Source organism: Mammaliicoccus sp. O-M54, assembly GCF_022386035.1.
Classification (GTDB): domain Bacteria; phylum Bacillota; class Bacilli; order Staphylococcales; family Staphylococcaceae; genus Mammaliicoccus; species Mammaliicoccus sciuri_A.
This window is the reverse complement of the sequence record NZ_JAJNJE010000003.1, coordinates 344,621-358,871: the sequence shown is the minus strand read 5'-3', so window position 1 is coordinate 358,871 and position 14,251 is coordinate 344,621. Positions and strand designations below refer to the sequence as shown.

Below are 14,251 nucleotides of genomic sequence, written 5' to 3'. Positions count from 1 at the left end.
GAATTAGGCTAGAGGTATGTATAAAGACAAGTCATGTTTTTCACATGTATAATAGATTTATAAAATTCGGTATTTTTTGCATATTATGCATTGAAAGATTTGGAGGGGTACAATTTGAAAGTAGCAATAATAGGAATGGGAACTGCTGGTGTTAGTACATTAAACCAATTAGCAAAACATAAAAAATTCAAAAAAATTACGGTAGATATATTTGATAGTGTCGAAGATATGGGTATGGGCAAGCCATTTCAAAATGATAGTGATCGCTTACTCATTAACTTACCAGCTAATCAAATGTCTTTAAGTCCAGATGATACGAAAGATTTTAAGAAATGGTATAAGAAAAATGATGATTTTGACTATGGAAAAGCGAAATATTTACCAAGATTAGTATTTGGCCATTATATGAAATCTATTTTAAATGACTTGTTAAATAAACACGATAATATATTCGTACATAAGCATAAAGTTGATAGTTGCTATGTCGAAGAAATTAAAGATGAAAGAGGTCAATATAAAATAGATGTCTGTTATATAGAAGATGATGAAGCGGTATGCCAAAAGTATGACTATGTATTTTTGACTATTGGAACTTTACCTTATAAAGATCCGTACAATTTATCTGGATTAAAAGGTTATATTGAATCACCATATCCAACAATTAAAGCATTGCGTGATGTAAAAGAAAATGACGATATTGCGATAATTGGAACGGGACTTAGTTCAATAGATGTTATTAGATTTGTAATGGAAAATCATAAACAACTGCCAATTACTGTAGCATCAAGACATGCTCAATTTCCGACAGTTAGAGGTATTAAACATGAAATCAATTTGAAGTATATTACGAAAGATGCAATAGAAAAATTAAAAAAGACGCATAAAGGTATCGCACCATTAAAAGAAATAGAAAATCTCTTTGCGAAAGAATGTGAATATCAAAATATTAACTTGAAAAAAATGCTTTATCGATTTAAAAAAGATAATGTAGCGAATATGAAATATGATCTAAGACATGAAGATGAAGTAGGGCATTTCCAATCATTTGTTGAAGAAGTAAAACATCATATGATTCCTGTTTGGAATGCCATGACAATCGATGATAAGACGACATTTTTAGAAAAGTATGGTCATCACTTTAAACGTAATGCGAATCCAATGCCTCAATCATCTGCTAAACAATTAATCGAATGGATTGAAAATGGAGACATTGTTGTTAAAGAAGGATTAGAAAATGTACGAAAATATTACGGTAAATTTAGAATTAAATATGAAGGTGAACAAGAAGAATCAAGTTATCATTATGTTATTAATGCAACTGGTCCTAAAAAACATTTGTCAGAACTTACAGAAGAAGAGCATTTTATTAAAGGTTTAGAGAACAAACAAATTATAGCTGCTCATCCATTTGGAGGTATTCTAGTCATGCCATATTCAAATGAAGTTATTAGTCCTAAATTCGGTACAATGCCAAATTTAAAAGTGATTGGACAATTAACAAGTGGAGTTAATTTTGACGTAAATGGCGTTTCATTATTAGTCGATCAATCCGTAAGAGCCGTAAATGACTTATACGTTGAATTAGAAGAAAGAAAAAAAGTTAAAAAGGCGAAATCAAAAAAGAAATAGAATAGGGAGCGGGACAGAAATCTAATTTGTATAAAAAGATTTCGTAGTCCCGCCCCGGCAAGGATGACTAGAGTTGAAAAAAGCTTGATACAAGCGCATTTTCAATTCAGTCAGCTACTGCCAAGATGCTAAAAGAGTCTGAAATATTACATTATGTCCAGACTCTATTTTTATGTGTTCGGATGATGGGACGTTAAAAGCAGTTTTGGTATAAAGTGTAAATAGTGATGCCGTTATTAGCAAGTTTGGCAAGAAGTGCAAATAACGAGTGTGTTAGAAACATTTCAGGCGAGTTTTGTAATTAAGGCCGTCCATAGTAACAATTCAGACGAGTTTTGTAACTAAGGGGGTCTATAGAAACACTGCAGCCGACTTTTGTAACTAACGCCCCCGTTATGAACAAGTTTGGTCGAAAGTGTTCACAACAACCTCGTTATGAACAAGTTTGGCCAGAAGTGTTCATAAGACCCCCGTTATGAACAAGTTTCATTAAAAGTGTTCACAACGCCGGCCATTATCAGCTTTTTAAAACCATCAAACAAACACCTGCTAAATAAATTTAACTTCTTCATTTGTAATTCTTAGTGAAATGGTATAGAATGATGTCATCAGTGATTACTGATATATAATTTAATAATATATTCTTTCGGGGCAGGGTGAAATTCCCAACCGGCGGTATAATAGCCCGCGACCCATAAGTGATTTTTCATTTATGGCTGATTCAGTAACATTCTGAAGCCGACAGTATAGTCTGGATGGGAGAAAGAATAGACGACAGCGTATACTATACGCTTATTTCGTTATACTTAAAATGTTAAAGTCTTTTTTATAAAAGGCTTATTTCGTGATACATTTTTACTCCCAACCACCGAAAAGTGATTTTCGGTGGTTTTTATTTTTAGGAGGTAAAGAAATGAATCAATATTTAGATTTTGCAATTGATTTAGCTGAACGTGTACAAGGACAGACGGGTACGAATCCTTCTGTTGGTGCAGTTATTGTTAAAGATCATAAAATTATAGGTTTTGGAGCGCATTTAAAAAAGGGTGAAGCACATGCTGAAATACAAGCTTTAAAAATGGCAGGTGAAGAAGCTCAAGGTGCAACAATATATGTTTCTTTAGAACCTTGTTCACACTATGGTTTAACACCACCTTGTGCGAAAGCGATTATCGATAACGGTATTCAATCAGTTGTATATGCAGTCAAAGATGGTTCTCTTAAAAATAGTGGTCATGAAATGTTGTACGAAGCTGGAATAGATGTAAAACATGAGCCTTCTAAAAGAGCAGAAGACTTATATGAAGCATTTTTTCAACAACAACAAACGAAATTACCTTTTATTACTTTGAAAATTTCTACGAGTCTAGATGGTAAAGTTGCGACTGATTACAAAGAAAGTAAATGGATTACATCTAAAGAAGTTAAACAAGATGTATTAAAGTTGCGCTCACAACATGACGCTATTATTACAGGTGGGATGACAGTTCGTGAAGATAATCCATTATTAACTTCTCGTAATCCTGAGTTAAGTAATCCAACTAGAATTGTATTAACAGAGCAATCAAGCTTTGAAGGTGATTATGAGATATTCAAAGATGAAGATAATCCTGTCGTTGTTGTAACGAGTTCGGAATCATTTCACACGTATGAGAATCAACATATTAAAGTTAAGAACAGTGATTTATCAAATTTAAAAACGATTATGAAAGATTTATATGAAGAAGGATATGCTCAAGTGATGGTTGAAGCAGGTCCTAAACTTGTAAGTCAGTTTATTGAACAAGACTTAGTAGACCAATTAATTATTTATCAAGCCCCGAAGATGATTGGTGGTCAAGGAAAATATCAATATTATCAAACGCAAGATGTCGTTCCTTTATCCAATAGTAAATTATTTCAAATTATATCAACAGAAATCATTGGTGGAGATCTTAAAATAACATTAAGAAAGAAGTGACAAGATGTTCACAGGACTCATTGAAACAGTTGGTGTAATCAAGAATACAAGTACAAACCAAGGCGTTAAAACATTAACAATTGAAGCCACTGAAATAATGGATGATTTATCACTAGGTGATTCCGTTGCTGTTAATGGTGTTTGTTTGACCGTTACTGAGAAAGCAAGTTCTACTTTTAAAGTGGAAGTGATTACTGGAACAATCTCAGTAACTTATTTAGAACATTTGAAAATGAATGACAAAGTCAATCTTGAAAGAGCGATGTTAGCGAATGGAAGATTTGGCGGTCATTTTGTAAGTGGACATGTAGATGGTCAAGGCATTATTAAACATATTTCAAAGAGACAAGATGAATGGATTATTGAAATATCTACAGAAGCACATTTATTAAATCAAATGATTGATAAAGGATCTATCACAGTTGATGGTGTTAGTTTGACAATTTTTAAATTATATCCTCAAAAATTTGAAATTCATTTAATTCCTGAAACGAGAGATCGTACAATCTTTGTTAATAAGAAACAAGGTGACAGCGTACATATTGAAACGGATTTGTTATTTAAATATGTGCAGAAAGCAACAGGACAAAATCATTCAAATTTATCAGAAGAGAAATTACTTAATCTAGGATTTTAGGAGGCTATAACATGTTTGATAACGTAGAAGATGCCATACAAGAACTTAAAAGTGGTAAACCGATTATTGTAGTAGATGATGAAGATAGAGAAAATGAAGGTGACCTCGTCGCTATATCTGAGTATTTAACAGCTGAAACGATTAATTTTATGGCTACACATGCGAGAGGTTTAATCTGTGCACCGATTAGCAGTGAAATTGCTCAACAATTTGGTTTGAAATTGATGACTGAAACGGGTGATAAATATAAGACTGCATTTACTGTAAGTATTGATCATGCATCGAGTACGACAGGTATAAGTGCTTTTGAAAGGGCAGATACGATTAAAGCCTTAATAAATGAAACGTCACCAACAGCATTTGTTCAACCAGGTCACGTATTTCCATTAATAGCTAAAGACAATGGTGTTCTTGAAAGAATAGGTCATACAGAAGCTTGTGTTGATTTAGCGAAACTTTCTGGAGCGAAACCAGCTGGTGCTATTTGTGAAATTATGAATGATGATGGCACGATGGCTCGTAGAGATGATTTATATCAATTTAAACGTAAACATGGTTTGTTAATGATAACAATTGATGAACTTGTAAAGTATAGAAAACGACATGATCAAATTATTCATCTTGAATCTAAAGTTAAATTGCCAACTTCATACGGTGAATTTGATATGTACGGCTTTACATCTCAATTAGACGATAAAGAATATATTGTCATTAGTTCAGGTGAAATCAAAAATGGTATGAATGTACGTATTCATTCCGAATGTGTGACAGGTGATATTTTCCATAGCGCTAGATGCGATTGTGGAGAACAGCTTGAATATTCAATGAAATACATTCAAGAACATGGTGGCATGATTTTATACTTACCTCAAGAAGGTAGAGGAATAGGTCTGATCAATAAACTTAAAGCGTATGAACTTATTGAACAAGGTTATGACACGATTACTGCTAATGAAGCTTTAGGATTTGAAGCGGATTTAAGAGATTATACTGAAGCGAGTCAGATTTTGAAATACTTTAATATAGAAGAAATTCAACTCATCAGTAATAATCCAGATAAATTTAATCAATTACAAGATTTAGGTATACATGTTTCTAATAGAGTTCCAGTTGTAATTGAACCGAACGAAACAAACGCATCATATATCAATACTAAAAAGCATGAAATGGGACATTTAATATAAAATAGAATGGAGTTTTTAAAATGAAATTTGAAGGTAAAATGGATGGATCACAATTAAAAGTAGCAATCGTCGTGAGTAGATTTAACGATTTTATAACAGGTCGTTTATTAGATGGAGCTAAAGATACTTTAATTAGACATAACGTGGATGAAGAAAATGTTCATGTCGCATATGTACCTGGCGCGTATGAAATTCCTTTAGTAGCTAAAAAGTTAGCGAAGTCAGGTAAATACGATGCAGTCGTAACATTAGGCTGTGTTATTAGAGGGGCGACTACACATTATGATTATGTATGTAATGAAGTTGCGAAAGGTATTTCTAAAATAAATGATGAAACGGAAGTACCTGTAATATTTGGAATCGTAACGACAGAAACAATTGAACAAGCGATTGAAAGAGCAGGAACAAAAGCAGGTAATAAAGGTGGAGATGCTGCCTTAGCTGCAATTGAAATGGCAAACTTACTTAAAAATATCGAAACACAAATATAAAAACAAATAAGCCAGGACGAGCGTCCTGGCTTATTATGTGTTATTTTTTCTTACCTTTAGCAATGCCGCCAATACCCAATAGCGTTAAGCCAGCTAATACACTAGCTCCGATAGCGATTTTTCCTTTATTCTTTTCACTAAAGATATCTAATAACATTAAATTAATATTTTGTGGTCTTTCTGCTAATCTTCTCATAAAGTAACCGAACCAATCTTCCCCAAATGGTACGTACATACAGAAGTTATAGCCTTCGTTAGCAATTTGATATGCATAATCTGTTCTAAAACCATATAACATTTGGAATTCAAATGAATCTCTTGAGATATTATGATCTTTAACAAATTGTTTAACATGATTAATTACATTATGATCGTGTGTTGCAATTGAAGTAAATGCTTTAGCAGTTAATAATCTTTTTTCAATTAATGCTATATAATTTTTATCAATTTCTTCTTTAGTTTGAAAAGCAATATGTGGTGCTTCTTTATATGCACCTTTTACTAATCGTAAACGTACATCATTGTATTTATCCATAATATTCATAGCATCAAATAAGTATGCTTGAATAACTGTTCCTACATTTTTAAATTCACCTTTAAGTTTATCTACTATTTCAGTAGTACCAACTAAATCTTCATATTTTTCAGCATCGATGTTTACAAATGTATTTCCATATTCATGAGCTTTTAACAAAATTTCTCTCGTATTTTGATAAGCAAACTCTCTATCTATATTAAGACCTAATTGTGTAAGTTTAATAGATACATGCGCATCAATATTAGCATTGTAGTTTCTTCGCATAATTTCAACAATATTTTGTTGAGCTTCTAAAGCTTCTTGACGTGATGTTACGAATTCCCCTAGATTATCTAACGTACATGAAATTCCTTTCATATTTAATCTTTCAACTGTATCGATTGTTGAATCAATATCAACGCCCGCTACGACCTTGTTTGCACCTAGTGCAGGACCCATTTTCTTAGCTGATTCATTCATGAATTTGTTGTTAGATAATGCAATAAAAAAATCTTTTACGACAGGCATAGCAAGTCCTCCTTAAATATATATGTTCATTTAATTTATTTTATCATGGAAATACAAATTTAGTTAAGCGTTTACATTTTTAATATAATGTAAAATTATACTAATTATGAATTCTGACACGAAAAAGAACGCCCCCGTAAGGCGTTCCATAATATTGACAATATTTTGTCCGAAATTAGAAATTGTATACACGTATATTAATGTAGTTTAAATAGATTTGTATAATGCCATTGAACAATTAAATCTTAACCGTATTTAGGACTTTCTCCATATTTGTTTGGTGCTTTATGTCCGTCACCACACGCCATAATTAGTATTGCTAGATTCAAAAAGAAACAGATAATCATTAAAACAGCATATATTACAATAATAGTTGTATTTGTAACGTAACTATTAAATAAACTATACAAAATATCTAAAGTCAAAGTAAGTGCATAAGTTATAGTTGGAAATGTCATTGTCATATTTAAATCATGGAATCTTCTACTAGTTACAGAAATAGAAGCAATAAAAGTTGCGAAATTAAATATGAAAGAAATAACAACTGTAATAAGTTCAGGAATAGGTATCAATCTAATTAATAGATTTCCCAGCATAGTGATAATGATTGTAGCAAGTATTGGATACCAGAATTCTTTACGTCTAGATCGACCGTGAATATTAAAAGCATTTAACCAAAATAGTTTGTAGTAATGCAACATAATAAATCCCTCCGAGAATACTTTTCTTAGATGTAATTAATACTATTATATACATAAATGTATAAAAAAGGAATTTATATTGTAATAAAGAAACTGATCGGGAAGGTCAGTTTCTTTGTTAGTTCATTATTATTTAATTTTTTTAATATTGCTTATTATGGTTTAGGGGGTTGATGTTGAAGTTACTTGCTCATAGTTTGGTGAAATGGGTTCTGCTGCTATGCTAATTGCATGTGGTAGAAATGTGAATATAAACAAAGAAATAATTATTTTTTTAAAGAAATGCATTTTATCATGCTCCTTTAAAGGCGTCTTATGTTACATCTTTAAAGTAACACGACAATATGAATTGATTGCTAATTCAATGTAAAGATTTAATGGCTATTAATGTTAATTTTATGTTAAGGAAAGTGATGAATCTTTAAAATATCTTAATAATTATAGCTCGTTTATCGTGATACAATTAATGTATTAGAAATGACTGTAAAGGAGAAATCGGGATGTTTAGGGATATGGCATTTTATATGTTTGGGAAACCTTTAGATAGTTTCGTGCAATTGTTTATTTTTGAGCCAATTGTGATTGGTATTATAGCAATTTTAGTGGCGATGATTACTAAAAAGTCATGGACAGTTTTTATAACAATCATTGCTTTAAATATTATTGATAATTTCTTACTCGTTAACTACCATTTTAGTGGGGCAGGTATAGGCACAATATTAGTTCAGAATGTTGTCTTCTTCTTTGAGAAGTTCTTCTCAATGTTTTATGAAATAATTATCGCTTATATCGTTGTAAAATTACCGTTTATGCATAGCAAATTTAAAATAGCGTAACAAAAAAGGATTGGGACATTGTGTCTCAATCCTTTTTATTATTTATTGATCTGCTTTATAAATCTCAGCTTTTTCAATATATGATGCATTGATTCTTTTTAATTCATTATAATCATCTTCTGTTAGTTCTCTAATGACTTTTGCAGGACGACCAAACGCTAACGTATGTGGCGGGATTTTCTTACCTGGTGGAACGAGTGAGCCAGCACCGATAAATGCATATTCTCCAATTTCTGCACCGTCAAGAATAGTTGAATCCATTCCGATTAACGCGTGCTTACGAATAATACTAGAATGTAATGTCACTTTATGACCAACTGTTACAAAATCCTCTATTATAAGTGGTTGGTTAGGACTTTGATGTAAACAACATAAATCTTGGATATTAACACCTTCACCAATAATTGTAGGGGCAACATCTCCTCTAATAACTGAGTTAAACCATACAGAACTTTTAGGACCTATAGTAATATCACCAGTTAAAGTTGCATTTTCAGCAATATAACAGCTTTGATCGATTTGTGGTTTTTGACCTTTAAAAGATTTAATCATTCAAGATTCTCCATTCTTTTGAAAAATTTTGTTATACTAAGTTTAACAAAAAAGTAGCTATTTAGGTAAAAGGAGTAATATATTATGTGGAAATGGGAAACTGAGAAAGAAGCTAAAGGAATTGTAGTAATTGTACATAATATGCTAGAACATACAGGAAGATACGCATACGTAATCACTAAGCTACGAAGAGAAGGTTACCATGTTATTATGGGTGACTTAAAAGGGCAAGGACAAACTTCCCGTGTACATAGAGGACATGTTGATAAATTTGAAGAATACCATGAGCAAGTACTTGAATGGATATCTATTGCAGAAGAATATCACTTACCAGTATTTACATTAGGTGTTGGTCTAGGTGGACTTATTCTTCTTAATTTATTAGAAAAAGTAGATTTAAAAGTAGAAGGCGTACTATTGATTTCACCGTTAGTTGCTTTTCAACAAAATATTTCAACAAGACGTAATTTCTTAGCTTCAAGTTTCGGTACAGTCGCGAAAGATGCTAAATTTGATACAGGTATTAAAGTAGAAAGTTTAACAAGAAATAAAGAAGTAATAGATGATACGAATAAAGATGCTTTAATGTTAAATAAAGTGAGTTACCATTGGTATAAGACCATTTTAGAAACGATGAAAACAACTATGGAAAATATCCACCACATATCTCCAATTCCTACATTACTGATGCTAGGTACAGAAGATAAAATAGTAGATACAGAATCAATTCGACAAATCGGTAAAACAATCAATACAAACGAATTATATTTCAAAGCTTGGCATGGACTTAATCACGAAGTACATAATGAACCAGAACGCGAAAATGTTATGAAATATATCATTTCATTTATGAATAATCGCATTCACTATGTAGGATTATTAATAGATGATGAAACAGAATAATTTATAAAATATCATACAAATAAGCTTAAGCGTTACTATATCGGGTATATAACACATATAGAGAACGTTGGGGGCGAGTTTATGACAGAGAAAGTAAATAACGTAAGTGACTTAATTCTATTAGATGATATTCAAAAAAATATAAATATTATTTTTTATAAAATCGAAGAAAAGTTTGATATAGAAAAAGAAGAGTTTCTTACATTAATCATGTTATGGAATAATGGATCAATGAGTTTGAAAGAATTGGATGGTTATATAGATATCAAGCCATACAAACGAACAAGATTATACAATAACCTTGTGAAAAAAGGGTGGATTAAGAAAGTACGCCCAGAGAATGATGAAAGAACAGTAATCGTTGAAGTGAATAAAGACTTCGAAGACAAGAAAGATGCAATAATCGATTTCGCTTGTGAAGAAATCAAGAATAGAAAAGAACATTTTGAAAAACAATTTGAATCAATCGTTAATACATGTAATATATAAGAACGCAAACCTGATGATCAGGTTTGCGTTTTGTCATTTTCGAGGAATTTTGGGGAGGTATATAGGTTTTGGCTTCAAGAATTAAGAAAGAAGAAGGTTGAAAAAATGAGTGAGCAGTTTAAGAGTGAAAAAGATGTGAGTTAAAGGTGGAATAAACCCACGAGATTGCAAAAGATGTGAGTTAAATAAGAAGTAAACACACGAGATTGAGAAACATGTGAGTTAAATAAGCAGTAAACTCACGAGATTGAAAAAGATGTGAGTTAAATAAGCAGTAAACTCACGAGATTGAAAAAGATGTGAGTTAAAGGAGTAATAAACTCACAAGATTGGGAAACATGTGAGTTAAAGGTGTAGTAAACCCACGAGATTGAGAAACACGTGAGTTAAAGGGATAGTAAACACACGAGATTTGAAAACATGTGAGTTAAAGGGATAGTAAACCCACGAGATTTGAAAACATGTGAGTTAAAGAGGAAGTAAACACACGAGATTTGGAAACATGTGAGTTAAAAAGGAAGTAAACACACGAGATTGAGAAACATGTGAGTTAAATAAGCAGTAAACTCACGAGATTGAAAAACATGTGAGTTAAATGCGGAGTAAACTCACGAGTCGTGACTTAACCACCGAATAAAGCCAAGAGATAGCCCAAGCCTTACATTAACCACCGAATTTATCCAAAAACCTCAAATCTCACACATGAAAAAACGCAAACCTAATCCAAGGTTTGCGTTTACTCATCTTACTCATTTTTTATCTTTTTTCTATTGCTAATATATATGGTGGATTGTTTTTTTGGTTTATAAATTGATAGTGGAGCACGTGTGCTGTTTGTTGATCTATTGAACTTACATAATTGATGACTTCGTTAGATTCAATCTGGCCTTCTGGGTGTCCTGGATACACGACTAATACGATGATGCCATTTTTACTTGTCATTTCGAATAGACATTCAATTGCTTTAATTGTTGTCGGTGCATTCGTTGTAATATGTTTATCGCCTTTTGGTAAATAGCCTAAATTAAATATTGAAGCATCTATTTGCTCATGACGTTCTTTTATTATAAGTGCTGCATTTTCATGACCTGTTTGATAATAATGGATATTACTAAATGCTTCTGTTTTGATTTTAGTATTTTTAATGGCTTCTTCTTGTATGTCGAACGCATAAACTTCTCCGTTTGGAACTTGATTTGCAAGGAAAAGTGTATCGTTGCCGTTACCGCATGTTGCATCAACTACGATACTTTTGTCTGTTATATGTGTTGTTATTAAATCTCTTGCGAATGGTAAAATTCCTTGAACAATCATTTTTGAACTTGTTCTGCTTTCTTGAATTTAGATCCTTGCATTGTGCCACGTTCTTTAAGTTCATTGTCTATAGCGTTAAGGACTTCCCACTTATTTACACTCCACATAGGGCCAACCATTAAATCGATAGGGCCATCACCTGTAATACGATGAATGATCATTTCTTCTGGTAAAATTTCTAACTGGTCACAAACGAGTTGCGTATAATTATCTTGAGTCATGAATTCAAGCATACCTTTTTCGTATTGTTTAACCATTGGAGTACCTTTAAGTATGTGTAACAAATGAATTTTAATCCCTTGAACGTCCATTTGTGCGACTTCTTTAGCAGTTTCCATCATCATATCGTAATCTTCACCAGGTAAACCGTTAATGATATGTGTACATATATTGATATTATGCTTTCTTAATTTAGCGATACCTTCGTAATAGCATTTCATATCATGAGCACGGTTAATTAAATCAGATGTTTCTTGGTGTACAGTTTGTAATCCAAGTTCTACCCATAAATATGTTCTTTCATTTAATTCTGCTAAGTATTCTACAACATCATCTGGTAGGCAGTCTGGTCTGGTCGCAATTGATAGTCCGACTACATTTTCTTCTGATAAAGCAGCTTCGTATTTTTCTCTTAATACTTCAACTGGTGCATGCGTATTTGTAAAAGCTTGAAAATAAGCGATATATTTTCCTTCAGACCATTTTTCATGCATTTTGTCTTTAATTTCTTTAAATTGTACATGAATTGGTTCTGCACGATTACCTGCAAAGTCACCGCTCCCGGCTGCTGAACAAAATGTACAACCCCCATGAGCTACTGTGCCGTCACGGTTTGGACAATCAAATCCACCATCTAATGCGATTTTAAAAATCTTCTCACCAAATTTATTTCTTAAATGATAATTCCATGTATGATATCTCTTGTTATCAAATGCATAACGGAATTGTTCTGTCATTATATTTCACATCCTGTTCTACAAACTTATCTAAAGCATTTTAACATATAATATTGAACTTTTGCAGAAAAAGGTTTAGACTATTAAAATTGACAAAATTTGAGAGGAGGTCGAAATCCTTGAGAATGCCGAAAATTGTTAAAATGCTCATCATAGGAATGGCGATCAATATTACAGGATCAAGTTTCTTATGGCCACTTAATACAATATATATGAATGAAGAGTTAGGTAAGAGTTTAAGTACAGCTGGTATCGTTTTAATGATTAATGCATTCGGGAGTGTAATTGGGAATTTATTAGGCGGAAGTTTATTCGACAAAATTGGTGGGTTTCGTTCTATTATTTTTGCGTCTATTTTAAATATTTTAAGTTTAATCGGGTTAAACTTTTTAAATGATTGGCCATGGTATCCTTTCTGGCTTGTGATACTTGGTTTTGGTGGAGGCGTAATTGTGCCAGCTATTTATGCGATGGCTGCTGCGAGTTGGCCTAACGGAGGACGCACAACATTTAATGCAATTTATCTTGCACAGAACTTAGGTGTTTCTATTGGGGCTGCAGCAGGTGGATTTGTAGCGGATTTTAGCTTTAATTATATTTTTATGGCGAACTTACTACTATATGTCGTGTTTATCATAATAGCGTTAAAATATTACAACATAGATTTAGATATTCATTTGAAAAATGATGAAGGCATCACGAGTGCTATGCAAGTTAAAGATAAAAGTAAATTCACTGCACTTATACTTCTATGTATTATGTTTAGTTTATGTTGGATCGGATATGTTCAGTGGCAAACGACAATTGCAACCTATACACAGTCAGTTGGAATTTCCTTGAAACAATATAGTTTCCTTTGGACAATAAATGGTGTATTGATTTTAGCAGGACAACCTTTAATTGCGCCATTTATCAATAGATTTAAAGAGAAATTGAAATTACAAATGTTTATAGGGCTGACGATTTTTATATTAAGTTATGTCATTACAAGTTTTGCTGAGCAATTTACTATGTTTGTAGTAGGGATGGTTATTTTAACATTTGGAGAAATGTTTGTATGGCCAGCAGTACCTGCAATCGCAAATAAATTAGCACCTAAAGGCAGAATGGGTGCATATCAAGGTATTGTAAACGCATCTTCAACAGTAGGGAAAGCATTTGGGCCAGTTGTAGGTGGCGTAATAGTTGATATGTTTGATATGAAAATGATGTTTTACAGTATGATATTACTTATTTTAATAGGTTATTACTTCTTATACATTTATGATAGAGGTATTCCAAAGCAAGATACATGATATTAATAAATAAGACTTGCAAAATATATTGAAATTGCATAATATTAGGATGTATATAAGTAAAGTAGCTTTAATGCGAATCTTAAGAGAGTCAGTGGTGCTGTGAACTGATGATATCCATTAAGTGAACTTATGAACGATTTATTATTTATTAAAAGCAATCTTAAACCATATAAATGAAGCGCACTTAATTGTGAATTCTGGGTGGTACCGCGGCATATTTATTCAAGTCGTCCCAACTGTTATGATGGTTGGGATG

The 14,251-nt window shown here is 32.2% G+C and carries 14 protein-coding genes and 1 riboswitch; of the genes, 9 read left to right on the top strand and 5 right to left on the bottom strand.

Features of this window, described 5'->3' with window-relative positions; translation table 11 throughout:
• Window positions 1-114 precede the first annotated feature (114 nt).
• The 5 genes from LQ673_RS07650 to ribH all read left to right on the top strand — a co-directional run bounded on the left by LQ673_RS07650 (window position 115) and on the right by ribH (window position 5,901).
• Window positions 115-1,629 carry an FAD/NAD(P)-binding protein gene (locus LQ673_RS07650; protein WP_037588615.1) on the top strand — a complete coding sequence of 505 codons (1,515 nt, stop codon included), beginning with the start codon at window positions 115-117 and terminating at the stop codon, window positions 1,627-1,629.
• 638 nt (window positions 1,630-2,267) lie between these two features.
• Window positions 2,268-2,400: riboswitch (FMN riboswitch) on the top strand.
• Window positions 2,401-2,542: 142 nt separating this feature from the next.
• Complete coding sequence (ribD, locus tag LQ673_RS07645; RefSeq protein ID WP_191835871.1) at window positions 2,543-3,589, top strand: bifunctional diaminohydroxyphosphoribosylaminopyrimidine deaminase/5-amino-6-(5-phosphoribosylamino)uracil reductase RibD; 1,047 nt, start codon at window positions 2,543-2,545, stop codon at window positions 3,587-3,589.
• A gap of 4 nt (window positions 3,590-3,593) precedes the next feature.
• Window positions 3,594-4,226: a riboflavin synthase gene (locus tag LQ673_RS07640; protein WP_037588611.1), complete on the top strand. Its 633-nt coding sequence runs from the start codon at window positions 3,594-3,596 to the stop codon at window positions 4,224-4,226.
• 11 nt (window positions 4,227-4,237) lie between these two features.
• Entirely contained in the window at window positions 4,238-5,410 is a 1,173-nt protein-coding gene (gene ribB, locus LQ673_RS07635; RefSeq protein ID WP_191835872.1) for a 3,4-dihydroxy-2-butanone-4-phosphate synthase, read from the top strand.
• 20 nt (window positions 5,411-5,430) lie between these two features.
• Window positions 5,431-5,901, top strand: a complete 471-nt coding sequence (gene ribH, locus LQ673_RS07630) for a 6,7-dimethyl-8-ribityllumazine synthase (protein ID WP_191835873.1) — start codon at window positions 5,431-5,433, stop codon at window positions 5,899-5,901.
• Between the two features lie 40 nt (window positions 5,902-5,941).
• Here the strand turns inward: ribH and LQ673_RS07625 are convergent, their stop codons facing one another.
• Both LQ673_RS07625 and LQ673_RS07620 read right to left on the bottom strand, forming a co-directional pair.
• Window positions 5,942-6,946 (bottom strand): proline dehydrogenase family protein, encoded by a 1,005-nt coding sequence (locus LQ673_RS07625; protein ID WP_107565962.1) that lies wholly within the window; start codon window positions 6,944-6,946, stop codon window positions 5,942-5,944.
• A gap of 245 nt (window positions 6,947-7,191) precedes the next feature.
• On the bottom strand, window positions 7,192-7,647 hold the full coding sequence (locus LQ673_RS07620; RefSeq protein ID WP_191835874.1) for a DUF805 domain-containing protein: 456 nt from the start codon (window positions 7,645-7,647) through the stop codon (window positions 7,192-7,194).
• Window positions 7,648-8,147: 500 nt separating this feature from the next.
• Between LQ673_RS07620 and LQ673_RS07615 the strand changes: the two genes are divergently transcribed.
• Window positions 8,148-8,483, top strand: a complete 336-nt coding sequence (locus tag LQ673_RS07615; RefSeq protein ID WP_025905246.1) for a hypothetical protein — start codon at window positions 8,148-8,150, stop codon at window positions 8,481-8,483.
• Between the two features lie 42 nt (window positions 8,484-8,525).
• On the opposite strand, the gene LQ673_RS07610 is transcribed toward LQ673_RS07615, so the two are convergent.
• Window positions 8,526-9,035 (bottom strand): gamma carbonic anhydrase, encoded by a 510-nt coding sequence (locus tag LQ673_RS07610; RefSeq protein WP_103361706.1) that lies wholly within the window; start codon window positions 9,033-9,035, stop codon window positions 8,526-8,528.
• Between the two features lie 84 nt (window positions 9,036-9,119).
• On the opposite strand from LQ673_RS07610, the gene LQ673_RS07605 reads away from it, so the two are divergent.
• Both LQ673_RS07605 and LQ673_RS07600 read left to right on the top strand, forming a co-directional pair.
• Window positions 9,120-9,938, top strand: coding sequence for an alpha/beta fold hydrolase (locus LQ673_RS07605; RefSeq protein ID WP_126477598.1), 819 nt, complete (start codon window positions 9,120-9,122; stop codon window positions 9,936-9,938).
• Window positions 9,939-10,019: 81 nt separating this feature from the next.
• On the top strand, window positions 10,020-10,427 hold the full coding sequence (locus tag LQ673_RS07600) for a transcriptional regulator, SarA/Rot family (RefSeq protein ID WP_025905249.1): 408 nt from the start codon (window positions 10,020-10,022) through the stop codon (window positions 10,425-10,427).
• Window positions 10,428-11,183: 756 nt separating this feature from the next.
• On the opposite strand, the gene mnmM is transcribed toward LQ673_RS07600, so the two are convergent.
• Entirely contained in the window at window positions 11,184-11,741 is a 558-nt protein-coding gene (mnmM, locus tag LQ673_RS07595; protein WP_191835875.1) for a tRNA 5-(aminomethyl)-2-thiouridylate-methyltransferase MnmM, read from the bottom strand.
• Window positions 11,738-12,697, bottom strand: coding sequence for a tRNA modification radical SAM protein MnmL/YtqA (mnmL, locus tag LQ673_RS07590; protein WP_239705201.1), 960 nt, complete (start codon window positions 12,695-12,697; stop codon window positions 11,738-11,740). The genes mnmM and mnmL overlap by 4 nt, the downstream gene beginning before the upstream one ends.
• 119 nt (window positions 12,698-12,816) lie before the next feature.
• Between mnmL and LQ673_RS07585 the strand changes: the two genes are divergently transcribed.
• A complete protein-coding gene (locus LQ673_RS07585) occupies window positions 12,817-13,992 on the top strand; it encodes an MDR family MFS transporter (RefSeq protein ID WP_159315514.1) in 1,176 nt (391 codons plus the stop codon).
• Window positions 13,993-14,251 lie beyond the last annotated feature (259 nt).